The following is a 22,113-nucleotide window of genomic DNA, read 5'->3' as shown; positions in this document are numbered from 1 at the left end:
CTCATGGACGTTTCCCGCACCCGCGCGCTGCGCGGCCCGAACATGTGGAGCCGCCACACGGCCATCGAAGCCGTCGTGCATTGCAACGAGTCCGAGCGCTCGCTCGAGCGCCTGCCCGGCTTCGAGCCGCGGTTGCGCCAGCTCTTTCCCTCAGTCGGCGAGCTGCGCAGAGACGCCTCGCTGGCCCAGGTGCTCGAGCAGGCCACGCTGGCCCTGCAGGCCCAGGCCGGCTGCCCGGTGACTTTCAGCCAGACCCATGTCACGCCCGAGGCCGGCACCTACCAGATCGTCATCGAGTACAGCGAGGAAGACGTCGGCCGGCTGGCCTTCGAGCAGGCGCTCAAGCTCGTGCTCGCTGCGCTGAACGGTGGCGAGTTCGATGCCGACGCGACGCTGGCCCGGTTGCGCGAGCTCGACGAGGACATCCGCCTCGGCCCCTCCACCGGCTCCATCGTCAATGCGGCCCTGGCGCGCGGCATTCCCTACCGCCGCCTCACGCAAGGCAGCCTGGTGCAGTTCGGCTGGGGCGCCAAGCAGCGCCGCATCTGGGCCGCCGAGGTCGACGCCACCAGCGCGGTCAGCGAGTCCATCGCCCAGGACAAGGACCTGTGCAAGCGGTTGCTGCAGGCCGCCGGCGTGCCGGTGCCCATCGGCCGGCCGGTCGACTCGGTGGACGATGCCTGGGCCGTGGCCCAGGAGATCGGCCTGCCCGTCGTCGTCAAGCCGCAGGACGGCAACCAGGGCAAGGGCGTGACCGTCAACGTGACGACACGCCTGGGGCTTGAGGCTGCCTACAAGGCGGCCGACGAGATCGGCCCCGTCATGGTCGAGAAGTTCCTGCCTGGCTCCGACTACCGGCTGCTCGTCATCGGCGACAAGCTGATCGCCGCGGCGCGACGCGATCCGCCGCACGTCATCGGCGACGGCGTGCACACGGTCAAGCAGTTGGTCGACAAGGTCAATTCCGACCCGCGCCGCGGTGACGGCCACGCGACGTCGCTGACCAAGATCCGCTTCGACGACATCGCCGTCGCGCGCCTGACCCAGCAGGGCCTGGCGCCGGAGTCGGTGCCCGACAAGGGTCAGCGCGTCATCCTGCGCAACAACGCCAACCTGTCCACCGGCGGCACCGCCACGGACGTGACGGACGACGTCCACCCGGAGGTGGCTGCACGCGCTATTGCCGCGGCCCAGGTCGTCGGCCTGCACGTCTGCGGCGTCGACGTCGTCGCCGAGAGCGTGCTGCGGCCGCTCGAAGAGATCAACGGCGGCATCGTCGAGGTCAACGCGGCACCGGGCCTGCGCATGCACCTGAGCCCCAGCTATGGCAAGGGCCGCAATGTCGGCGAGGGCATCGTCGGCCATCTGTTCGGCACCGGCAACAAATCGGGCGGCATGGCCGAGGACGGGCGCATCCCCGTCGTCGCCGTCACCGGCACGAATGGCAAGACCACCGTCACGCGGCTGATCGCGCACTTGTTTGCCAGCTGCGGCCTCAAGGTCGGCATGACCAACACCGACGGCGTGTATGTCGATGGCCGCCAGATCGACAGCGGCGACTGCTCCGGCCCCAAAAGCGCCCGCAATGTGCTGATGCACCCGGACGTGGAGGCCGCCGTGCTGGAGACCGCCCGCGGCGGCATCCTGCGTGAAGGCCTGGGCTTCGACCGCTGCCAGGTCGCCGTGGTCACCAACGTCGGCGCGGGCGACCACCTCGGCATGAACTTCCTGCACACGGCGGAAGACCTGGTGCTGGTCAAGCGCGTCATCGTGCAGAACGTCGCGCCCAACGGCTACGCGGTGCTGAACGCCACCGACCCGCTGACGGCCAGCATGAGCTCGGTCTGCCCCGGCCAGGTCATCTATTTCGCCGCCGACCGCCACCACCCGCTGATGGCAACCCACCGCGCCCAGGGCAAGCGCTGCGTCTATGTGGACGGCGACCAGCTCATTGCGGCCCAGGGCGTCTGGCGCGAGAGCATCCCGCTGCGCGACATCCCCATCACGCGTGGCGGCCTCATCGGCTTCCAGGTCGAGAACGCGATGGCTTCGGTGGCCGCGGCCTGGGCCGTGGGCCTGGACTGGGACACCATCCGCCGCGGCGTGGCCAGCTTCGCCAATGACGCCGACAACGCGCCGGGCCGCTTCAACGTCATGGACTACCGCGGCGCCACCGTCATCGCCGACTACGGCCACAACGGCGACGCGATGAAGGCCCTGGTCGGTGCCGTCGCGGCATTGCCGGCCAAGACCCGCAGCGTCGTCATCAGCGGCGCTGGTGACCGCCGCGACGAGGACATCCGCGTGCAGACCGAGATCCTCGGCGGCGCCTTCGACGAGGTCATCCTCTACGAAGACGCCTGCCAGCGCGGCCGCGCGGCCGGCGAGGTCGTGGCCCTGCTGCGTGCCGGGCTGGAAGGCGCGTCGCGCACCCGGCATGTCGAGGAGATCGTCGGTGAGTTCACGGCCATCGACCGTGCACTGGAACGCCTGCAGCCGGGCGACCTCTGCCTGGTGCTGGTGGATCAGGTGGAAGAGGCGCTGGCCCATCTGGCCCAGCGCATTGCCGCCGGCTGAGGCTCAGCGGTACCTGGCCAGCAGGCGATTCAGTTCGCCTTCGCTGACCAGGCCCTGGATGGCGGTGTTCAACGCCGCCAGGCCCACCGGGCTGCTCGGCGACAACGCGCACTGGGCCAGCACTTCCGACACGACCAGCGGCGGATGCAGGGGCAGCTTGAAGTGGCCGATACGCTGCTGGTACTCCAGCACGCGCCGGCCGGTCAGCGCATGGCGGATGCGGCCGAGTTCGAGTTTCTGCAGATTGGCCACCGCATCGGGTGCGTCGTCGCGCAGGAAGCCTGATCGCAGTGCGTCGGCCATCTCCGGATAGACATAGCCGCGCACCGTGCCGATGGGCTGCCCTGTCAACGCTGTCAACGAGGCCGGCGCCGGCACCGAGGCGGCACTGATGAGCAGGGCCTGGTCGGGCAGGAAGGGCCGGCTCCACGCGAAGGCGCCGGGCAGCCAGTCGCTCTGGTAATCGCACAACAAGTCGCCCTCGCCGCGTTGCAGGGCTTCGGCCAGGCGCTTGCGCGGCGTCGGGCGGGCCACCAGATCGCGGCCCAGGCGCCGCGCCAGGGCCTGGCCGATGTCCAGGTTCAGGCCTTCGATGACGCGGTCGCCCTCGATGCGGGCATGCGGCATCAGCGCGCTGGTCTCCACCAACATCACCAGCGGCCGGGCAGGTTCGGCACCGGCAAGCGGGCTCAGCAGCAGCGCGGCCATGCCGCCCACTCCCCTTCGCACCCAATATCGCCGCGTCCCGACCATGGGACTGCATCATGCCGTGCCCGCCAATCCAGGGCGAGCGCAGGGTGGCCAGCCGGCCAGCGGACCGTGACCGGCGCACGAAAACCTGCCGACCCGGCACGCCACGCCCAGGGTCGCATCGCTAGACTCGCCGGTCACCTGCCACACCCCCGATGAAGTCCCGCCTGTCGTTCGCCGCCCTCACCCTGGCCTGGGCCCTGGCGGTGCCGTTGGCCCATGCCCAGACGCAGGCCAGCACGGTCCGCCCCGGCGTGGCCCCGATTCCCCACGATGACCTGCTCTACCAGCAGCTCGGCGGCCAGGAAGCCATCCAGCGCTTCACCAACGATTTCTACGACACCCTGCTGCAGGACGCGCGCATCGCGCGCTTCTTCGACGGCATCAACATGAAGCACCTCAAGCGCGTGCTGGCAGACTACTTCTGCGTCGTTGCCGGCGGCCCCTGCGTCTACGACGGCGTGGGCATGAAGGACGCGCACGCCCATCTGGGCATTGGCAAAGGCGACTTCAACACCCTGGTCGAGCATCTGCAGCGCGCCATGGACAGGGCCAACGTGCCCTTCGGCGTGCAGAACCAGTTGCTGGCCCGCATGGCCCATTTCCACCGCGACATCATCACGAAATGAAGCTGCCAGGACCGGCATTCGCCCAGCCCGACTCACAAAGGGGTCAAGGAAACCGGGCCTGGCCTGGCGCTTCTGCATGAGCCTGCCCCCACACCACCGCAACGGCGGCTTCCAGAACAACCACGGCGACTTCGAGCCCAAGTCGCTGGCGGACGTGATCCGCTGGCGCTGGAACGCCTCCCGTCGCGGCCTGCCGCCGCGCCCGGCTGAGCCCATCCCGACGCAGCCGGCCGATCTCGGCTTCATCCGCGCCAACCACGGCGCTGCGCAGCAGCCGGCGGTGACCTGGATCGGCCACGCCACCGTGCTGACCCAGCTCGGCGGCCTGAACCTGCTGACCGACCCGATCTTCTCCGGGCGCGCCTCGCCGCTGCCCTTTGCCGGGCCGAAGCGCGAGCAGCCGCCAGGCGTGGCGCTGGCCGAGTTGCCCCACGTCGACGCCGTGCTCGTCTCGCACAACCACTATGACCACCTCGACCTGGCTTCGGTACGCAGCCTCGCGCGCCAGCCCGGCGGCAGCCCGCTCTTCGTCGTGCCACTGGGCCTCAGGGCCTGGTTCCAGGCACGCGGCATCGAGCACGTCGTGGAACTGGACTGGTGGCAGGCCGAGCGCCTCGCCGGCGTGGACATCGTGCTCGTCCCGGCCCAGCACTGGTCGGCGCGTGGCCTGAACGATCGCATGAAGACGCTGTGGGGCGGCTTCGCCGTGTTCGCACCGGACTGCCAGCTCTTCTTCGCCGGCGACACCGGCTATTCACGCGACTTCGCCGACATCCGCGAGCGCTTCGCCGAGCGCCAGCAGCCTCATCAAGGCGGCAGCTTCGACATCGCGCTGATCCCCATCGGCGCCTACGAGCCGCGCTGGTTCATGCAGAGCCAGCATGTCAATGTCGAGGAAGCGCTGAAGATCCACGCCGACCTCGGCGCCAAGCGCTCGCTGGGCGTGCACTGGGGCACCTTCGAGCTGACCGACGAGGCGCTGGACGAGCCGCCCCGCCAGCTCGAACGGCAGCGCGCGGCGCTTGGGCTGGCTGAGCAGGCCTTCTTCACGCTGGCCATCGGTGAGACACGGCGTCTGCCGCTTCGCCAAATCCGACAGCCGCCCGAGGAACTTGCCGACAGGCTGCCCCCATCCTCGCGGCTAGGCTAGCCGCGCCATGACTCTCCTTGCCCGTCTTCGTCGGCCTTTCCATGAGCTCGGCCCTGGGCTGATCACCGGCGCGGCGGACGACGACCCGAGCGGCATTGCCACCTACTCCCAGGCCGGCGCGCAGTTCGGCTACGGCATGTTGTGGAGCGTCGTCTTCACCCTGCCGCTGATGGCCGCGATCCAGATCGTCAGCGCCCGCATCGGCTATGTATCCGGCCGCGGCCTGGCGGCCAACATGAAGCGCACGTTCCCGCGCCCTGTGCTGCTGGCGCTGGTAGGCCTGCTGCTGGCAGCCAACACGCTGAACATCGCCGCCGACATCGCCGCCATGTCCAGCGCGCTGCACATGCTGGTGGGCGGCCCGGCGCTGATCTACGCGATCGCCTTCGGCGTGGTGAGCGTGCTGATGCAGGTCTTCCTCGCCTACCAGAGCTATGTGCGCTGGCTGAAGTGGCTGACGCTGGCACTGCTGGCCTATGTCGGCGTCGTCATCGTGCTGGGCCTGGACTGGGGCGAGGTGTTGCTGCACACGATACGGCCGGAGCTGAAATGGAACCGTGACACGGTGCTGATGCTGGTGGCGCTGTTCGGCACGACGATCAGCCCCTATCTGTTTTTCTGGCAGGCGGGCCAGGAGGTCGAGGACTGCGCAGGCCGCCCCTGCAAGCCAGCCGACGTGAAGCGCCATCTGCGCCGCATCAAGCTGGACACGCATGTCGGCATGGGTTTTTCCAACCTCATCGCCTTTTGCATCATGCTGTCCACGGCCGTGACGCTGCATGCCGCCGGCGTGCACGACATCCAGACTTCGGCCCAGGCCATCGAGGCGCTGCGGCCGATCGCGGGCGAGCATGCGGCGCTGCTGTTCAGCCTGGGCATCATCGGCACGGGCATGCTGGCCGTGCCGGTGCTGGCTGGCTCGGCGGCCTACGCGGTGGCCGAGGTGGCCGGCTGGCGCGACAGCCTGAGCCTCAAGCTCGAACGCGGCGAGGGACGCGGCTTCTACAGCGTCATCGCCGTCGCGACCCTGGGCGGCGTGGCCCTGTGCTTCGCGCCGCTGGACCCGGTCAAGGCGCTGTTCTGGTCGGCGGTGTTCAATGGCATCAGCGCTGTGCCCATCATGGCCGCGATGATGGTGCTGGCCACGCGCGAATCCGTCATGGGCGAGCATGTCATCGGCCCTAGGCTGCGCCGCATGGGCTGGGCTGCCACCGGCGTGATGGCGCTTACCGCACTGGCACTGGCGCTGGTCTGAGTTCTTCACGCGCGTGGCGCAGCACCACGCGCGACGAATGCAAGGCGAGGCCGGCCATGATGACGGCCACCAGCAAGTCGGGCCAGGCCTGGCCGGTCAGCGCCACGCCACCGGCAGCGGCCACGACGGCCACATTGCCCAGCGCGTCGTTGCGACTGCACAGCCAGACCGCGCGCATGTTGGCGTCGCCTTCGCGCCAGGCATAGAGCATCACGGCCACACCCACATTGGCCAGCAGGGCCAGCGTGCCGACGATACCCATGGTCGCGGCCTGCGGTGGCTCGCCCGCCCAGGCGGCCCAGGCCGCGCGGGCCAGCACACCAACGCCGAACACCGCCATCGCCCAACCCTTGACCCAGGCCAGCCGCGCCCGCCACAGCAGCCCGGCCGACAGCACGGCCAGCGACGCGCCATAGTTGGCTGCGTCGCCGATGAAATCCAGCGCATCGGCCCACAGCGACAGCGACCCGGCGCGCCAGCCGGTCGTGATCTCGACGACGGCCATGGCCGCATTGATCAGCAGTGCCGCCCACAGCACGCGGCGGTAGGCCGGCGAATTGCCGGGGCTGGGTTCATCGTGATGGTGGTGGCAGGCGTGGCTCATGGTGGAGAAGACCTTGGCTGAAAACTGCCGCTATTGCAAACCCTGGAGCCACACCAGAGTCAAGCCGAGAATCGTCACATGCGTATCGGAGAACTCAGCCGCCTGACCGGAACAAAGGTCGACACCATCCGCCACTATGAGCGCGAGGGCCTGCTGGCGCCGCCACCGCGCACGGATGCTGGATACCGCGTCTATGGCCCGCCTGATGTCGAGCGCCTGCACTTCATCCGCCGCTGCCGCTCGCTGGACATGAACCTGGCTGAGGTGCGGGCGCTGCTGGCGCTGCAGGGCGACGGGCACGGTGGCGCCAACGGAGCAGGTGTGCATGCGCTGCTGGACGCGCACATCGACCACGTCAGCGCGCGCATCACGGCGCTGCAGGAACTGGAGAAGGAATTGCGCGCGTTGCGCGCCCGCTGCCAGGGCAACGAGCCGGCCTGCGCCATCCTTGAAGGCCTGGCAGAGCCCGGGGCCGAGCTACCGGCCAAGAGCCACGTCGGCCACAGCCACTAGGCCGATCAGCCGACTCGACACACCTTCAGCATATTGGTGCCACCCGGGTAGCCCATCGGCTCCCCGCAGGTGATGGCATAGGTGTCGCCGGGCATCAGCACACCGCGCTCGACGAGGATCTTTTCCGCGGCGGCCAGGGCCACGTCGCGGTCCTCGAACTTGGGCATCAACAGCGGCAGCACATTGCGGTAGAGCGCCATCTTGCGCTGGCTGACCGGTTGGGTCGTCAGGCCGAAGATGGGCACCTGAATGCGGTGGCGGCTCATCCACAGTGCCGTCGAGCCGGATTCGGTCAGGGCCAGGATGGCCTTGCAGCCCAGGTGGTAGGCGGTGAACAGCGCGCCCATGGCGATGGACTGGTCGATGCGGCCGAACTGGCGGCCAGCGAAGTCGGTGTCGAGACTGACAAACTCGGCACGCTCGGCTTCCAGCGCGATGTTGGCCATCTGCTCGACGGTCTCGATGGGGTATTTGCCGGCAGCCGTCTCGGCGGACAGCATGACGGCATCGGTGCCGTCCAGCACGGCGTTGGCCACGTCGCTGACCTCGGCACGCGTGGGTACCGGGTTGACGATCATGGACTCCATCATCTGCGTGGCCGTGATGGACACCTTGTCCAGCTCGCGGGCCATCTTGATCATGCGCTTTTGCAGCGCCGGCACGGCTGCGTTGCCCACTTCCACGGCCAGGTCACCACGCGCCACCATGATGCCGTCGCTGGCCTTCAGGATGGCCTCGAGGTGGGGGATGGCCTCGTAGCGCTCGATCTTGGCGATCATGGCCGGCTTGTGGCGATAAGCCTCGCCGGCCACGTTGGCGAGCTGGCGCGCCATTTCCATGTCGGTGGCGTTCTTGGGGAAGCTGACGGCCAGGTATTCGCACTGGAAGGACATCGCGGTCTTGATGTCGTCCATGTCCTTGGCTGTCAGTGCCGGCGCCGTCAGACCGCCGCCCTGCTTGTTGATGCCCTTGTTGTTGGACAGCTCGCCGCCGAGCTTGACGATGGTGTGGACCTGCGCGCCGCGCACGGACTCGACGGTCAGCACCAGCAGGCCGTCGTTGAGCAGCAACGTGTCGCCGGGCTTCACGTCACGCGGCAGTTCCTTGTAGTCGAGGCTGGCGATGTCCTGGTTGCCCAGCTCGGTGCGGTCGGCGTCCAGGATGAAGGGCGCGCCGGGGATCAGCTCGATCTTGCCGCCCTCGAACTTGCCGACGCGGATCTTGGGGCCCTGCAGGTCGGCCATGATGGCCACCGACTTGCCGACACGTTGCGCGGCTTCCCGGACCATGGTCGCGCGGTCGATGTGGTCCTGCGCCTTGCCGTGGGAGAAGTTCAGCCGCACGACGTCGACGCCGGCGCGGATCATCTTCTCCAGGATCTCCGGCGTGTTGGAAGCAGGGCCGAGGGTGGCGACGATCTTGGTGGCGCGGGTCATGGCTGTCTCGATTCTTGGAAGGCGCGGAATTATGGTCCGCCAAGCCTCGCGCGAGTTTCGTCGTGTTTCAACCCAACACCTTCTCGAAGAAGGTGCTCAATGGATCAGGCGTGTAGCCGCCGAAGGGCCCGCGCTCCGAGTAGCCCAGACGCCGGTACAACGCCAGGGCCTCGGGCTGGTGGATACCGGTCTCCAGCCGCGCGATCCGCAGGCCGCGTTCGGTCAGCTCGGCCTCTAACTGCGCCATCAGCTGCCGGGCGATGCCACGGCCGCGCTCGCTATCCAGCACGAAAAGACGCTTGATTTCTCCATAGCCGTCTGCGTCGAAGTGCTTGACGCCGCCGCAGCCAACGAGCTGCTCGCCACGCCACAGCCCGTAGAAGCTGCCCTGCGGTGGGCGCAGGCCATCGGCGGGCTCGAAGTGGTTGCTCTCGCTGGGATAGAGCGCGCCCATATAGGCCTCGGACAGCGCGATCAGACGCCGCGCATCGGGGTGACCGGGGTCCAGCGGCGCAAGGCGGGCGGGCAGTTCGGAACTCATGGTGGTTGGATACCAGTTACAGGGAAGGCACCGTCATCGCGAGCAGATAGCGCGCTGATTCGGCCCCGGGGTTGGTGAAAACGCTGCGCCCAAGGCAGCGAAAGCTGATCGAGTCGCCAGCGCCCAGCTCGAAGACCTGCCCCTGCAGAGTCAGCCGCAGCCGGCCTTCCAGCAGGCACAGGTGGTGTTCCAGGCGCGCGACGGTGGGCTCGTCGTAGGCCAGCTCGGCGCCGGGCGCGAGACGGCCCTCGATGACCTCGGTCGCGAAGCCGGCCAGGGGCGGACAGCGCATCAAGCGCTCGAAGCCGCTCTGCACGTCGTGCCAGCGTGGCTGGTCGGCGGCGCGCAGCAGGCGCACGGGCAAGGCCTCGGCTTCGGCAAGCAGGCGGCTCAGCGGCAAGCCGTAAGCGCGGGCCAGGCGCGACAGCAGCGTCGCCGTCGGGCTGGTCTCGGCGCGCTCCAGCCGGCTCAGCGTCGCGCGGCTGACGCCGCTTTTCAAAGCCAGCTCATCCAGCGACCAGCCGGCGGCCGTGCGCAGCGCAGCCAGCCGCTCGGCCAGTTGACGCTCGAACTGCCCCTCTTCGTTCAATTCAGAGAATTCTTCTCTCATATGGGAATATGCTAGCCGAGATGAAGGACCGCCAGCTCGCTCCATTGATCGCCGCTATGGCCGTCGTGCTGACCTGGGGGGTCAATTTCCCGCTGTCCAAGGCCTTGTTCAACCAGGTCGGCCCGACCGGTTTCCTGGGGCTGCGCTATCTGCTGATGCCTTTCTGCGCCGTCGCGCTGCTGTGCTGGCGTTTCGGCCTGCGCTGGCCCCGGCTGGATCGTGGTGAGGTCTGGCCGCTGGTGCGATTGACGCTGATCGGCCAAGGCCTGCACCTGTTGCTGTCGGCCTACGGCATGCAGGGCTCCACTGCCTTCAGCGCCAGCGTGCTGCTGGCCTGCGGGCCGGTGTTCACACTGCTGATCCTGCGCGCAACCGGCGTGGAGAAACTCTCCGCGGGCCAGGTCGCGGGCGTGGCGATGGCGGCCACGGGCGCATTGGTTTTCACATCGGACAAGCTGCTCGCCGCCGACTGGCAGGCCGGCCTGGGCGACCTGACGCTGCTGGCCGCCGCCGCTCTCTTCAGCTACTACACGGTGGCGAGCAAGCCCTTGATCCAGCACCACGGCGGTGTGACGGTGCTGGGTTATGGCAGCCTGGTCTGCACGCTGCCGATGCTGCTGTGGTGCTCGCCGGCACTGGTGTCCTTGGACTGGGCGACGCAGCCCACATGGGTATGGCCGGGCCTGGCCTGGCAGGTCATCGGCGGCGGCTTCCTGGGCTGGCTGGCCTGGGGCTGGGCCAACGAGAAGCGCGGCGTGGCCCGCACCGCGCCGCTGATCTACCTGATGCCGCTGGTGGCCGGCCTCATCGCGTGGCTGTGGGGCGGTGAGCAGTTCAGCGCGCCCAAGCTGCTCGGCGCCGGCGTCATCCTCGCCGGTGTGGCGCTGGCGCAGTTCAGCCCTGCGCTGAACGGGCCTCGCGGGCTTCCCGCACGTCCGCAACCGCCAGAGCCGTCATGTTGACGATGCGGCGCACCGTCGCGGAGGGCGTCAGGATGTGCACGGGGGCTGCCGCGCCCAGCAGGATGGGGCCGACCGTGACGCCGTGACTGGCGCTGATCTTCAGCACGTTGAAGAGGATGTTGGCCGCATCCAGCGTCGGCAGCACCAGCAGGTTGGCAGCGCCCTTGAGCTTGCTGTCGGGCAGAAAGGCCTGGCGCACGCTCTCGGAAAGGGCCGCGTCGCCATGCATTTCACCGTCGCATTCGACTTCAGGGTGGGCGGCCGAGAACAGCTCGTGGGCGCGGCGCATCTTGACGGCCGACGGCCGCGTGCTGGAGCCAAACATCGAATGGCTGACGAAAGCCAGCTTGGGCGGCAGGCCAAAGCGGCTCACCTCCTCGGCAGCCATCGCGGCGATGTCGGCCAGCTCCTCGGCGCTCGGGTCGTCGTTGACGAAGGTATCGGTGATGAAGAGCGTCATCTGCTCCAGGATCAGCGCGTTCATCGCGGCGAACTGGCGCACGCCTTCGCGAAGGCCGACGAGGTCGCGCACCTGCTCCAGGTGGCGGTCGAAGCGGCCGACCATGCCGCAGATCATCGCGTCGGCGTCGCCCAGCTCGATGGCCAGCGCACCGATGGCTGTGTTGGAGCGCCGCACGGCGGACTTGGCCATCTCGGGCGTGAAGCCGTTGCGCTTCATGCGGGCGTAGTAGGCCTCCCAGTACTGCCGGAAGCGCGGGTCGTCCTCGGGGTCGATGACGGCAACGTCTTCACCCAGCTTCAGCCGCAAGCCGGCGCGCTCGATGCGCGCCTTGAGCACCGCCGGTCGGCCGATCAGCGTCGGCTTGCACAGGCCCTCGTCCAGCGCCACCTGCACCGCGCGCAGCACGCGCTCGTCCTCACCCTCGGCGTAGATGACACGTGCGCACTCGGCCTTCGCGGTGGCGAACACGGGGCGCATGAACATGCCGGTCTGGTAGACAAAGCGCTCCAGCGACTGGCGGTAGGCGACGAGGTCTGCCACCGGCCGCGTGGCCACGCCGTCGGCCGCCGCAGCCGCAGCGACCGCGGGCGCGATGCGCAGGATCAGCCGCGCGTCAAACGGCTTGGGGATCAGATATTCCGGGCCAAAAGCCAGTTCCTGGCCGGCATAGGCCGCGGCCACTTCATCGCTGGTCTCGGCCTTGGCCAGCGCCGCGATCTCGCGCACGCAGGCGAGCTTCATGCCTTCGGTGATCTTGGTCGCGCCGCAGTCCAGCGCGCCGCGGAAGATGTAGGGGAAGCACAGGACGTTGTTGACCTGGTTGGGGTAGTCGCTGCGGCCCGTGGCCATGATGCAGTCCGGCCGCACGGCCTTGGCCAACTCGGGGCGGATCTCGGGCTCGGGGTTGGCCAGCGCCAGGATGATGGGCTGACTGGCCATGGTCTTGACCATGTCGGCCGTCAGCACCCCGGCGGCCGAGCAGCCGAGGAAGACGTCGGCGCCATCGACCACATCGGCCAGTGTGCGCGCCGCCGTGATCTGGCAATAGCGCTGCTTGGACTCGTCCAGCTTGCCGGCCTTCGCGTCTTCACGTTCGGACTGGATGACGCCGCGCGAGTCGCAGACGAAGACGTTGTCGCGCTTCACGCCCAGGCCCACCATGACGTCCAGGCAGGCGATGGCGGCGGCCCCCGCGCCCGACACGGCCACCTTGACCCTGGCGATGTCCTTGCCCACCAGCTCCAGGCCGTTGAGCAGCGCCGCCGACGAGATGATGGCCGTGCCGTGCTGGTCGTCGTGGAAGACCGGGATGTTCATGCGCTTGGACAGCTCGCGCTCGATGTAGAAGCACTCGGGCGCCTTGATGTCCTCAAGGTTGATGCCGCCCAGGGTCGGCTCCATGGCCGCGATGATGTCGATCAGCTTGTCCGGGTCGCGCTCGGCGAGCTCGATGTCGAACACATCGATGCCGGCGAACTTCTTGAACAGGCAGCCCTTGCCTTCCATGACGGGCTTGGCGGCGAGCGGACCGATGTCGCCCAGGCCCAGCACGGCGGTGCCGTTGGTGATGACGCCCACCAGGTTGCCGCGCGACGTGAAGTCGGCCGCCAGCGACGGGTCGCGTTCGATGTCGAGGCAGGGATAGGCCACGCCCGGGGAGTAGGCCAGCGACAGGTCGCGTTGGTTGGACAGCGCCTTGGTCGGCGTGACCGAAATCTTGCCGCGCGTCGGGCTGCGGTGATAGTCCAGAGCGGCTTCGCGCAGCGCAGCTTCGGCAGGCGACAAGGGAGCGTTGTTCTTTTCCATGAGGGTGACTCTCCAGGGAGGAACCCTCAAGGTTACGCCGCGTTTCAGCCCCCGCCGATGCAGGTTTTTTGGCGATCTATGCCGAAGCCGATATCACCCGGTCGCGGCCTTCATGCTTGGCGCGGTACATGGCCCGGTCGGCCTCGCGCAACGCAGCCTCGACATCCGCCGCCGCCACGGCCTGGGCCACGCCCCAACTCGCAGTGACCTTCAGCCCGGCCGACCATTCAACGCGCGCCAGCACCTGGCGCAGCCGCTCGGCCACGGCCACGGCCTCCTCGGCCGGCGTCTGCGGCATGACGATGACGAACTCCTCGCCGCCCCAGCGCGCCAGCAGGTCGTCACGCGGCAGGTTGGCGCGCAGCGTGCGGGCCAGCAGCACCAGCACCTGGTCGCCGACCTCGTGGCCATGCTGGTCGTTGACACGCTTGAAATGGTCGACGTCGACGAAGACGACCGACAGCGGGAAGCTCATGTCGCCCTGCACTTGCAGCAGCAGGTCCAGTGCACGGTTGAGGCCATCGCGGTTGGCCACACGCGTCAGCGGGTCGCGCAAGGCCATCTTCTCGAGCGCTCGCGAGCGTTTCATCGACAAGCGCAGGCGCCCGTGCACCGTCCAGCTTTCCCAGACCAGATAGCCCAGCAGGCTGAACATCCACAGGCCAACCAGGCCGAGGCGGAAGGTCTCGGGAGCGACCCAGTCACCGACGAGCTCGGCGCGGTCGACGCGGATCAGGTGCTTGCCCGGCGCCACCTGGCCGCTGGTGCTGAAGCTGATAACGCGGATGCTGTCCATCTCCGGCCCCACCAGCGATACGGGCAGTTGATGGGTCTGAGCCCACCAGGAGCTGACAGCGAACTGCGACAGCCGCAGTTCCACCGGCTGCGGCTGGGCACCGGGCGCGAAGGTGACCTCCTGGGGCTTGAGGCTTTCGGCGTCGCCCGGCTTGGTATAGGCCGGGTTGGCATTGCGCAGGAAGACGCGCAGCTGGGGCGCCTGATGGTCCAGCGAAGGGCCCTCGGCATTCAGCCACAGGCGGATGTGGCTGAAGTTGCTCAGGTCCAGCGGCCGGTCCTTCATCTCGAACTGCAGCTCGCAGTAGGGCCACTCGTAGCCGGGGCGGATGTCGCAGCGCATGCCCACCGGGCCGCCGGCAGGCGCGTCCAGCCTGGCTTCACTCTTGCCGCCGCTGCTGCGGTCGTCGACGATTTCCAGATGCTGACCCGCGCCGCGCCCATCGAGCACGAGGTGGCGAGTCATCCAATACTCGTTGGCATAAAGGCCGAGCAGCGTCGTGACGACGAGCAGGGCGAGGAGCCAGCGCAAAACCATCCGGCAATTGTGTCGGCCGGTAACGCCGGGCGGTGGGGGCGGCCGACGCTGAACGTGAAATCATGACCGCCCCCAGCGGCGGACTTGTATCAGCCCGCTGCGCGCTCGGCCAGGATCTTGAAGGCCGGCAGCGTCTTGCCTTCCAGCACCTCCAGGAAGGCACCGCCGCCCGTGGAGATGTAGCCCACGTCCTTCTCGATGCCGTACTTGGCAATCGCAGCCAGCGTGTCGCCGCCACCGGCAATGCTGAAGGCAACGCTCTCGGCGATGGCGCGGGCGATGGCCTCCGTGCCATGGGCGAAGGCCGGGAACTCGAACACGCCGACCGGGCCGTTCCAGACGATGGTGCCGGCGGCCTTGAGCTTCTCGGCCAGCTTGGCGGCCGTCTTGGGGCCGATGTCGAGGATGAGGTCGTCGTCCTCCACGTCGGTGGCCGCCTTGACCGCCGCCGTGGCACCAGCGGAGAAGGTCTTGGCCGTCACGACGTCTTCGGGGATGGGCACGTCGGCGCCGCGCGCAGCCATCGCATCGATGACGGACTTGGCCTGATCGATCAGATCCGGCTCGGCCAGCGACTTGCCGATCTTCAGGCCTGCGGCCAGCATGAAGGTGTTGGCGATGCCGCCGCCGACGATGAGGCCGTCGACCTTGCTCGCGAGGGCTTGCAGGATGGTCAGCTTGGTCGACACCTTGGAGCCGGCAACGATGGCGACGAGCGGGCGGCGCGGGTTGGCCAGCGCCTTGGTGATGGCGTCGATCTCGGCTGCCAGCAGCGGGCCGGCGCAAGCGATCTTGGCGTACTTGGCGATGCCGTAGGTGGTGGCCTCGGCGCGGTGGGCCGTGCCGAAGGCGTCGTGCACGAAGATGTCGCACAGGGCAGCCAGCTTCCTGGACAGCTCCTCGCTGCACTTCTTCTCGCCCTTGTTGACGCGGCAGTTCTCCAGCAGCACCAGTTGGCCCGGCGCGACGGAGACGGCATCGACCCAGTCGCGCTGCAGCGGCACCGGGCGGCCCAGCAGCTCGGCCATGCGCTCGGCCACCGGCGCCAGCGAATCTTCAGGCTTGAACTCGCCTTCGGTCGGGCGGCCCAGGTGGGATGTGACCATGACGGCGGCGCCAGCGTCCAGGGCCATCTTGATGGCCGGCAGCGAGGCGCGGATGCGGGTGTCCTCGGTGATCTTGCCGGTGTCGTCCTGCGGCACGTTGAGGTCGGCGCGGATGAAGACGCGCTGGCCGGCCACCTTGCCGGCGGCGATCAGGTCGGAGAAGCGGATGACGTTCATGGTGGGCGGGGCAGTTGATGAGAAACCGAAACTGCCGCGATTCTCGCTGCCCGCCGTTCCGGCGCGGTTACCAGCCGAGGCCGAGCTTCAAAGGCAGCATGACCGCCATGCCGACGAGGATGGTGCCCAGGATGCCCTTGCGCCAAAAGTAGTAGGCCGTCGCGGCCACCGCCGCGGGCCAGCGCGCATCCTGCCAGGTCGTGATGAGCTGGCCCTGCGTCATGAAGATCTCGGGCGCGACGACCGCGACCAGGGCCGCCAGCGGTGCAACCTTGAGCAGTTCGCGCAGCCAGTCCGGAATGGGCAGGGGCTTCTCGCCAATCATGAAGAAACTGCGGGTCAGGACGGAAATGCCGGCCAGGCCGAACAGCGCCACCCAGGTCATCGCATCGCTCATGTCCGCCCCTCGGTCGTCGAGTACGCCGACCGATCCCCCGAGGGGATGCGCGCCGACTTGGGACGGCCCGGCGTTCGGCGCACGCTCATGCCCTGGCCTTTCGCGCGTCCAGCCACCAGCCTACGGCGCCCGCCGCAAAGATGGCGCACAGGATGTTGAGCTTGAGCGGCAACGCATAGGTGGCAATCGACACAGCGCCAGCCGTCACAGCCACCCACCACAGCACCTTCTCGGTCAGCAGCGAATAGGACAGTCCCAGCAGCGCCAGCACGCCGGCGAAGCCAATGCCCCAATGCGGCGGAATGCGGTCGGCCAGCAGGATGCCGGCGAAGGAGCAGGCCTGCCAGGTCGGCCAGTTGACGGCCACGCCACCCCAGAAATAGCGTTGCTGGCCCGGCACCGGCACGGGGTCCGGATAGCGCTTGACGAAGTAGACGAAGTTCAGGTCGGCCGCGACATAGCCGCTCAGCAGCCGGCGCGCCCTGGGCAGATGGCCCCAGTAGTTGCGCCATTGCGCGCTGAAGATGACAAAGCGCAGGTTGACGCAGAACGCCGTGGCCAGCAGCACCCACAGCGGCGCGCCGGAGGCGATCAGCGGCAGGGCCGTCAGCTGCGCGCTGCCGGCAAACACCAGCAGCGACATGCCCATAGCGAGCGGGATGCTGAGCCCGCTCTTGACCATGGTCACACCGGTCACCAGGCCCCAGGCCGCCAGGCCCAGGGAGGGCGAGGCCATGTCGCGCGCGCCGTGGCGGAAATCGGGGTCGGCCGCGAGCGCGCGCAACCTGGAAGTCAGACTCATGCCGCCATTGTCGGCGGCACTTCAATCACTGCCCGATGCGACGGACTTTGCCGCTGCCGGCGACGGAGGACGAAATCTCCGGCGAGCCCGCGTACTTCACGTCGCCGCTGCCAGCGATGGAGACATTCAGGCGCTTGGTCGCGTTGACCTGGGCGTCGCCGCTACCGGCGATGCTGACCTTGACGTCTTCCGCCACCAGGTCGGCCGCCTTCACGTCGCCGCTGCCGGCGATGGTCACCTGGGCGCTGGCACAGCGGCCGGCCGCGACGATGTCACCACTGCCGCTGACCTTCATCCCCAGGCGTTCGGCGTCCAGGCCCGCGAAGCGGATGTCGCCGGAGCCGGCGATGGAGGCGTCGACGCCGGCCGTCTTCATGGCCTCGACCTTGACGGTGCCGGAGCCGGCCACAGCGATCGAGCGCAGGGCCGGCATCTCGATGGTCAGGCTGGGGTTGGTCGAGCTGTGCACATTGACGCCCTTTTTGGGCGAGATCTCCAGCGTGCGGCCCTTGCTGCCGTCGACGACGCGGGTTTCGATCAGGGGCAGCAGGTTGCGGTCGGCCTTGACCTCGACCTTGTTGCCCGAACCCTGGCGAATGACGACGTTGAAGCCGCCGGTCAGCGCGACACCGTCGAAGGCGCCCGTGTCGCGGGCCTCGGTAGCGATGTCGCCATTGCCGTTGACGCGCTCGCTGTTGATGGTCCAGCTCCAGGCCTGGGCGGAGCCGCTGAACATGGCGGCGGCCACGAGACCGAGGGCAAAGAGACGGCGGGAGGTGTTCATGTCGGGCTCCATCGGGTTTTGATGGTTCCCATGGTGCCAAGCGGCGCCGGGACGGACCTGACCAACGCGACAGTGCGCAGGATGGAAGGGGCGAAATGCGTCTGGCGGTGCCGGATCAGTGGCCCTTGGCCTTGTCGCCGCCCTTTTCAGACGCCTTTTCAGCGGCTTTCTCGACCGGCTTGGCCTCTGGCTCGTCGGCCGACGGCTTGACCGAGCCCGGGCGCGGCACGACGGGCGCGACGCCCTCGAGCTTGTTCTCACGCATGTACTCGTCCATCTCGCGCCAGCCGGTGTAGACGGCGGCCTTCTGGGCCTTGGGGTTGAGGACGTAGCAGTCCTCGATGGCACGCATCGCATGCCGGCAGGCGCTGCCGATGGCCTTGCCCTCGGCTTCCTTGGCAGCGGCCACTTTGGCGGGGTCGTCGATGCCAAGCTGCTCGCAGGCCGACAGGGCTGCGAGCAGGGGCAGGGCAAGAAGAAGGCGCTTCATGGGCTCAGCTATCGGCCGGCGCGGCTGCAACTTGAGGTCACGGCGAGTCAGCGCCTGGCCATCGCGAGCAGGCGCGTGACGCGTTCCTCGGTCGACGGGTGGGTGGAGAACAGCCCTCGCAGGCCACCACCGGACAGCGGGTTCATGATCATCATCTGCGCCGTCTCCGGGTGAGCCTCGGCGGGTGCCATCGGAATGCCCTGAGCGTAGCGGTGGATCTTGTCCAGGGCCGAGGCCAGCGCGGCCGGGTCGCCGGAGAGCTCGGCGCCGCCGCGGTCGGCCTCGAACTCGCGGGCGCGGCTGATGGCCATCTGGATCACCGTGGCGGCCAGCGGTGCAAGCAACGCGATCGCAATGCTGGCGATGACATTGGTCTGCCGGCCGTTCTCGTCGCGGCCGCCGAACAGCCCGGCGAAGTTGGCCAGCATCGAGATCGCACCGGCCATCGTCGCGCTGACGGTGCTGATGAGGATGTCCCGGTGCGCCACATGGGCCAGTTCATGGGCCATGACACCACGCAACTCGCGCTCGGACAGCACGCGCAGGATGCCCGTCGTTGCCGCGACGGCGGCATGCTCCGGGTTGCGGCCGGTCGCGAAGGCGTTCGGTGCTTCCTCGTCGATCAAATAGACCTTGGGCATGGGCAGACCGGCCCGTTGCGCCAGTTCCTGAACCATCCGATAGAACTGCGGCGCGGTGCTCTCGTCCACCTGCCGGGCGTTGTACATGCGCAGGACCATGTCGGCCGAAAACCAGTAGGCGAAAAAATTCATGCCAACGGCCACCAGCAACGCGATCAGCATGCCGGCCTGGCCGCCGATCCAGGACCCGACGGCCATGAACAGCGCCGTGATGGCGGCCATCAGGACAGCGGTTTTCAGCAGATTGAACATGTCACCGGCCCGGAAGTCAGGAATACGTGGGAGATGGTGCCACGCACCCGGGGTTTCAAGCGTCGAAGCGTTCGCCGACGGCAATCGGCCGGGCCTGGAGGAAGGTCGAAGCCGGCCCGCGCTTGCCCCCGGCGCGTTGCAGTTCGGTCAGTTTCAAAGCGCCTTCACCACAAGCAACCTCCGGCCCGGCGGCGATGACTTCACCCGGCTTACCCCGGCCTTCAACGACCTCGGCCCGCCAAACCTTGAGCGCCTCGCCGGCCAGTGTCGCCTGGCCGCCGGGGAAGGGATCGAAGGCGCGCAGCCGGCGCTCGATCACGACAGCGGGCAGCGTCCAGTCGATGGCGCTCTCGGCCTTCTCGATCTTGTGCGCGTAGGTGACGCCCTCGCCGGGCTGGGGCGTCGGCGCCAGGCTGGGCGCCTGCAGAGCCTCGACAATCAGGCGACCGCCCAGTTCGGCCAACCGGTCATGCAGGGCCGCGGTCGTGTCGTCGGCGCGGATGGTCTCGCGGCCGATCAGCAGCATGTCGCCGGTATCCAGGCCCGCATCCATTTGCATGATGGTGATGCCGGTCTCGGCGTCGCCAGCCTCGATGGCACGGTGGATGGGCGCGGCACCGCGCCAGCGCGGCAACAGCGAGGCGTGGATGTTCAGGCAGCCGCGGCGCGGGGTGTCCAACACCCACTGCGGCAGGATGAGGCCATAGGCGGCGACGACCATCACGTCGGCATCTGCCGCCCGCAACGCCTCGCGCGCCGCAGCCGCGTCAGCGGCATATTTGCCGTCCAGTTTCAGGCCCTGCGGCTGGGCGACCGGGATGCCGGCCGCAACGGCGCGTTGCTTGACCGCCGAAGCCTGCAGCTTCATGCCCCGCCCGGCCGGGCGATCGGGCTGGGTCAGCACCAGCGGCACGGCAAAACCGGCAGCCAGCAACGCGTCCAGCGCAACGGCAGCGAATTCTGGCGTGCCAGCAAAGACGACGCGCATCACAACCTTTGGTTGCGCTTTTTGGCCTCGAGCTCTTCCTCGCGCGTCTTCTTGACCATCTTGGTCTTGATGCGGTCGCGCTTGAGCGGGCTCAGGTATTCGACGAAGACCTTGCCCAGCAGGTGATCCATCTCGTGCTGAACGCACACGGCCAGCAGGCCATCGGCCTCGAACTCGTAGACCTCGCCGTCGCGATTGGTGGCGCGCACGGTGACCTCGGCATGGCGCGGCACCTTGTCGTAGATCTGCGGCACCGACAGGCAACCTTCCTCGCCCTCGACCATGCGCTCGCTGAGACGAACCAGCTCGGGATTGATCAGCACACGCGGGGTGTCGCGATCCTGCGACGTGTCGATGACGATGACACGCTCATGCACATCGACTTGCGTCGCGGCCAGGCCGACACCGTCGGCGGCGTACATGGTTTCCAGCATGTCATCGACGAGCTGGCGGATGCGCTCGTCCACGGCGGCCACCGGTTTGGCAACGGTGTGCAGACGCGGGTCGGGGTAGCGAAGGATGTGCAGTTGGGCCATGGCGCCTTGTAAGCACTCGCAAACGAGCGCTAGCGGTTGTTGGTTGCCCCCGGTGATTGCGGGCAGAATCGCCTGGATTTTCGCCGATCCGGCAATCCCCTCGGAGACCGCGCCAGATGCCCGTTGCCCGCCCAGCCCACTTCGCAGTCCTTGCGACCTGCCTCGCCCTCGCGACGGCGACCTCAGCCTGGGCGCAAACCAGCAAGCTGCCCGTCACCGCCGAACAGCGACGCGTCGCCGATCAGGTCGCGTCCGCGGGCGTGCCCCTGGCCGAACTGGCGCCCAATGCGCCGGACAGCCACACGGTGCAGCCAGGCGACACGCTTTGGGACATCTCCAAGCTGTTCCTGAAAAGCCCCTGGCGCTGGCCCGAGCTCTGGGGCATGAACCGCGACCAGATTCGCAACCCCCACCTGATCTACCCGGGCCAGGTGCTGCTGCTGGTCAAGGTCGATGGCCGGGCCCGGCTGCAACTGGCACAGGGCGTCGGCGGCAATACGGCCGGCAATGGCGTGGTCAAGCTGCGGCCGCAGATGCGCATTTCGGCGCTGGATTCCAGCCCCATCCCAAGCATCCCGCTGCACCTGATCCAACCCTTCCTGACCGACGCTGTCGTCTTCGACACCGATGCGCTGGCCACGGCACCGCGCATCGTCGCCGCCCAGGAAGGGCATGTGCTGCTCGGCCCGGGCGAACTGGCCTATGCGCGTGGCGATTTCGGCAGCGGCACCGACTTCCGCGTCTTCCGCAACGCCCGCCCGCTGCGCGACCCAGCCACCAACGAGATCCTGGGCTACGAGGCCCCGTATGTCGGCACGGCTGAACTGACCCGTCTGGGCGAGGAGCGCACCGGCGCCGATGGCAAGGCCGAGATCGTGCCGGCCACGATGACCGTCCGGCAGATCAAGCAGGAGGTCGGCATCGGCGACCGTCTGGCGCCGGCACCGGCACGCAATCTCGAGCTGTATGTGCCGCACGCGCCCAGCCAGCCCATGGCGGGTCAAATCGCGGCCATCTACGGCGAGGCACTCAACGCAGGCCAGAACCAGATCGTCGCGCTCAACCGCGGCAAGCGTGATGGCATCGAGCGCGGCCATGTGTTCGCGCTGTGGCGCGACGGCGCCAGGGTCATGGACAAGACCCAGGAGAGGGCCGAGGCCATCAAGCTGCCCGACGAGCGCCACGGCATCCTGTTCGTCTTCGAGGTCTATGAGCGCGTGTCCTATGCGCTGATCATCTCGGTGAAAGAGCCGGTTCGACCGGGCGACCGCTTTACCCAGCCTTAGAGAATGGAGCCCCTAGCCCAAGGAG

General features: G+C 68.2%; 22 protein-coding genes. 7 read left to right on the top strand and 15 right to left on the bottom strand.

Annotated elements, in window-relative coordinates:
• Nucleotides 1-3: 3 nt before the first annotated feature.
• Complete coding sequence (gene cphA, locus AC1DW0_RS09020) at nt 4-2,577, top strand: cyanophycin synthetase (protein WP_056205172.1); 2,574 nt, start codon at nt 4-6, stop codon at nt 2,575-2,577.
• Between the two features lie 3 nt (nt 2,578-2,580).
• Here the strand turns inward: cphA and AC1DW0_RS09015 are convergent, their stop codons facing one another.
• Nucleotides 2,581-3,285, bottom strand: a complete 705-nt coding sequence (locus AC1DW0_RS09015) for a substrate-binding periplasmic protein (protein ID WP_056205176.1) — start codon at nt 3,283-3,285, stop codon at nt 2,581-2,583.
• 197 nt (nt 3,286-3,482) lie between these two features.
• On the opposite strand from AC1DW0_RS09015, the gene AC1DW0_RS09010 reads away from it, so the two are divergent.
• From AC1DW0_RS09010 to AC1DW0_RS09000, 3 genes are all read left to right on the top strand, one after another.
• A complete protein-coding gene (locus AC1DW0_RS09010) occupies nt 3,483-3,956 on the top strand; it encodes a group I truncated hemoglobin (protein ID WP_056205179.1) in 474 nt (157 codons plus the stop codon).
• A gap of 76 nt (nt 3,957-4,032) precedes the next feature.
• Nucleotides 4,033-5,106 (top strand): MBL fold metallo-hydrolase, encoded by a 1,074-nt coding sequence (locus AC1DW0_RS09005; protein WP_056205181.1) that lies wholly within the window; start codon nt 4,033-4,035, stop codon nt 5,104-5,106.
• 7 nt (nt 5,107-5,113) lie between these two features.
• Complete coding sequence (locus AC1DW0_RS09000; protein ID WP_056205184.1) at nt 5,114-6,361, top strand: NRAMP family divalent metal transporter; 1,248 nt, start codon at nt 5,114-5,116, stop codon at nt 6,359-6,361.
• Here AC1DW0_RS09000 and AC1DW0_RS08995 read toward each other — a convergent pair.
• Nucleotides 6,333-6,965, bottom strand: a complete 633-nt coding sequence (locus AC1DW0_RS08995) for a cation efflux transmembrane domain-containing protein (protein ID WP_457320696.1) — start codon at nt 6,963-6,965, stop codon at nt 6,333-6,335. The two genes, AC1DW0_RS09000 and AC1DW0_RS08995, sit on opposite strands and share 29 nt — an antisense overlap.
• A 78-nt stretch (nt 6,966-7,043) precedes the next feature.
• Between AC1DW0_RS08995 and AC1DW0_RS08990 the strand changes: the two genes are divergently transcribed.
• Nucleotides 7,044-7,478 (top strand): Cd(II)/Pb(II)-responsive transcriptional regulator, encoded by a 435-nt coding sequence (locus AC1DW0_RS08990; RefSeq protein WP_477945471.1) that lies wholly within the window; start codon nt 7,044-7,046, stop codon nt 7,476-7,478.
• Between the two features lie 5 nt (nt 7,479-7,483).
• On the opposite strand, the gene pyk is transcribed toward AC1DW0_RS08990, so the two are convergent.
• From pyk to AC1DW0_RS08975, 3 genes are all read right to left on the bottom strand, one after another.
• Nucleotides 7,484-8,914 carry a pyruvate kinase gene (gene pyk / locus AC1DW0_RS08985; RefSeq protein ID WP_056205191.1) on the bottom strand — a complete coding sequence of 477 codons (1,431 nt, stop codon included), beginning with the start codon at nt 8,912-8,914 and terminating at the stop codon, nt 7,484-7,486.
• A gap of 67 nt (nt 8,915-8,981) precedes the next feature.
• Nucleotides 8,982-9,455: a GNAT family N-acetyltransferase gene (locus AC1DW0_RS08980; protein WP_477945469.1), complete on the bottom strand. Its 474-nt coding sequence runs from the start codon at nt 9,453-9,455 to the stop codon at nt 8,982-8,984.
• A 16-nt stretch (nt 9,456-9,471) separates the two neighbouring features.
• Complete coding sequence (locus AC1DW0_RS08975) at nt 9,472-10,065, bottom strand: helix-turn-helix domain-containing protein (RefSeq protein ID WP_457442540.1); 594 nt, start codon at nt 10,063-10,065, stop codon at nt 9,472-9,474.
• A 20-nt stretch (nt 10,066-10,085) separates the two neighbouring features.
• Between AC1DW0_RS08975 and AC1DW0_RS08970 the strand changes: the two genes are divergently transcribed.
• Nucleotides 10,086-11,027, top strand: a complete 942-nt coding sequence (locus AC1DW0_RS08970) for a DMT family transporter (protein ID WP_477945467.1) — start codon at nt 10,086-10,088, stop codon at nt 11,025-11,027.
• On the opposite strand, the gene AC1DW0_RS08965 is transcribed toward AC1DW0_RS08970, so the two are convergent.
• The 10 genes from AC1DW0_RS08965 to def form a co-directional block, all read right to left on the bottom strand.
• The gene (locus AC1DW0_RS08965; protein WP_457352581.1) at nt 10,960-13,296 is read right to left on the bottom strand and encodes an NADP-dependent malic enzyme; all 2,337 of its coding nucleotides are present in this window, start codon (nt 13,294-13,296) and stop codon (nt 10,960-10,962) included. The two genes, AC1DW0_RS08970 and AC1DW0_RS08965, sit on opposite strands and share 68 nt — an antisense overlap.
• Before the next feature lie 76 nt (nt 13,297-13,372).
• Nucleotides 13,373-14,629 carry a GGDEF domain-containing protein gene (locus AC1DW0_RS08960; RefSeq protein ID WP_477945464.1) on the bottom strand — a complete coding sequence of 419 codons (1,257 nt, stop codon included), beginning with the start codon at nt 14,627-14,629 and terminating at the stop codon, nt 13,373-13,375.
• A gap of 89 nt (nt 14,630-14,718) precedes the next feature.
• The gene (locus AC1DW0_RS08955) at nt 14,719-15,912 is read right to left on the bottom strand and encodes a phosphoglycerate kinase (protein WP_056205208.1); all 1,194 of its coding nucleotides are present in this window, start codon (nt 15,910-15,912) and stop codon (nt 14,719-14,721) included.
• Between the two features lie 67 nt (nt 15,913-15,979).
• Complete coding sequence (locus AC1DW0_RS08950) at nt 15,980-16,309, bottom strand: AzlD domain-containing protein (RefSeq protein WP_056205211.1); 330 nt, start codon at nt 16,307-16,309, stop codon at nt 15,980-15,982.
• Nucleotides 16,310-16,394: 85 nt separating this feature from the next.
• Nucleotides 16,395-17,111 (bottom strand): AzlC family ABC transporter permease, encoded by a 717-nt coding sequence (locus tag AC1DW0_RS08945; protein ID WP_056205212.1) that lies wholly within the window; start codon nt 17,109-17,111, stop codon nt 16,395-16,397.
• 25 nt (nt 17,112-17,136) lie between these two features.
• Nucleotides 17,137-17,895, bottom strand: coding sequence for a head GIN domain-containing protein (locus tag AC1DW0_RS08940; RefSeq protein WP_162247880.1), 759 nt, complete (start codon nt 17,893-17,895; stop codon nt 17,137-17,139).
• A gap of 115 nt (nt 17,896-18,010) precedes the next feature.
• Entirely contained in the window at nt 18,011-18,385 is a 375-nt protein-coding gene (locus AC1DW0_RS08935; protein ID WP_056205217.1) for a hypothetical protein, read from the bottom strand.
• Nucleotides 18,386-18,432: 47 nt separating this feature from the next.
• Nucleotides 18,433-19,278, bottom strand: coding sequence for a zinc metalloprotease HtpX (htpX, locus tag AC1DW0_RS08930; RefSeq protein WP_056205220.1), 846 nt, complete (start codon nt 19,276-19,278; stop codon nt 18,433-18,435).
• A gap of 55 nt (nt 19,279-19,333) precedes the next feature.
• Nucleotides 19,334-20,266, bottom strand: a complete 933-nt coding sequence (gene fmt, locus AC1DW0_RS08925) for a methionyl-tRNA formyltransferase (RefSeq protein ID WP_056205222.1) — start codon at nt 20,264-20,266, stop codon at nt 19,334-19,336.
• Complete coding sequence (gene def / locus AC1DW0_RS08920; protein ID WP_056205224.1) at nt 20,266-20,802, bottom strand: peptide deformylase; 537 nt, start codon at nt 20,800-20,802, stop codon at nt 20,266-20,268. The genes fmt and def overlap by 1 nt, the downstream gene beginning before the upstream one ends.
• A gap of 116 nt (nt 20,803-20,918) precedes the next feature.
• Here def and AC1DW0_RS08915 point away from each other — a divergent pair, with 116 nt between their 5' ends.
• Nucleotides 20,919-22,088: a LysM peptidoglycan-binding domain-containing protein gene (locus AC1DW0_RS08915; RefSeq protein ID WP_056205226.1), complete on the top strand. Its 1,170-nt coding sequence runs from the start codon at nt 20,919-20,921 to the stop codon at nt 22,086-22,088.
• Nucleotides 22,089-22,113: the final 25 nt, after the last annotated feature.

The organism is Roseateles sp. P4_D2 (genome assembly GCF_056401875.1).
The sequence above is the reverse complement of the archived record's forward strand: the minus strand, read 5'-3'. Positions and strand labels throughout refer to the sequence as shown.